The 559-nt window shown below is 51.5% G+C and carries 1 protein-coding gene; it reads right to left on the reverse strand.

Annotated elements, in window-relative coordinates; genetic code table 11:
• Positions 1-378: 378 nt before the first annotated feature.
• Positions 379-559, reverse strand: a 181-nt coding sequence (locus J5M73_RS30955; RefSeq protein WP_207816859.1) for a hypothetical protein, incomplete at its 5' end; no start/stop codon positions are given.

Here is a 559-nt window from a genome sequence, read left to right on the forward strand (position 1 = left end):
GTATATGCCGTTGTTCGCAACGGAGACAGTGCAGCTCGGCACGTCAATTGTGCCCTTGACCATGAGATCCAAGTTTGGTGTATCGGCTTGAATATTAGCCGACCAAAGTTGCGCGATGATAATTGAAATTGCGTAAAATGTGATTTTTGGTTTCATGGGAAATTTGATGTATTTAAGGTTGGATGGGATTTTGTTGAATTGGGATGATTCGTTTTGTAACGAGTGCGATCGTATGTGTGGTATCCGGTACGTTGGGGCGACCGTCTCTTATGCTTTTTGTGTTTTAACGAGTCGCGGGGGATAGTGGGCTGTAATCAGCCGCGAAACACGATCGATGTTCGGGCGCATCGATCGTGCCCGAACATCAGTTTGAGACGGTTAGAGGCCGAACGCGAAAGTCAGCGTTGCGGAGCCGTCCAGATCGACTGCGTCCTTTAGCGCGCCACCCATCGTTTCGGTGCCGGCGAGAACCGCTTCGACGACCATGTTCGCAGTGAAATTCTTGCCTGCGAGTTGCGTCGCGGAGCTCTCGTTTGCCCACCCATGCGTGTAGCTCGGG

The organism is Pseudomonas sp. 50_B (assembly GCF_017491625.1).
Taxonomy (GTDB): Bacteria; Pseudomonadota; Gammaproteobacteria; order Pseudomonadales; family Pseudomonadaceae; genus Aquipseudomonas; species Aquipseudomonas danubii.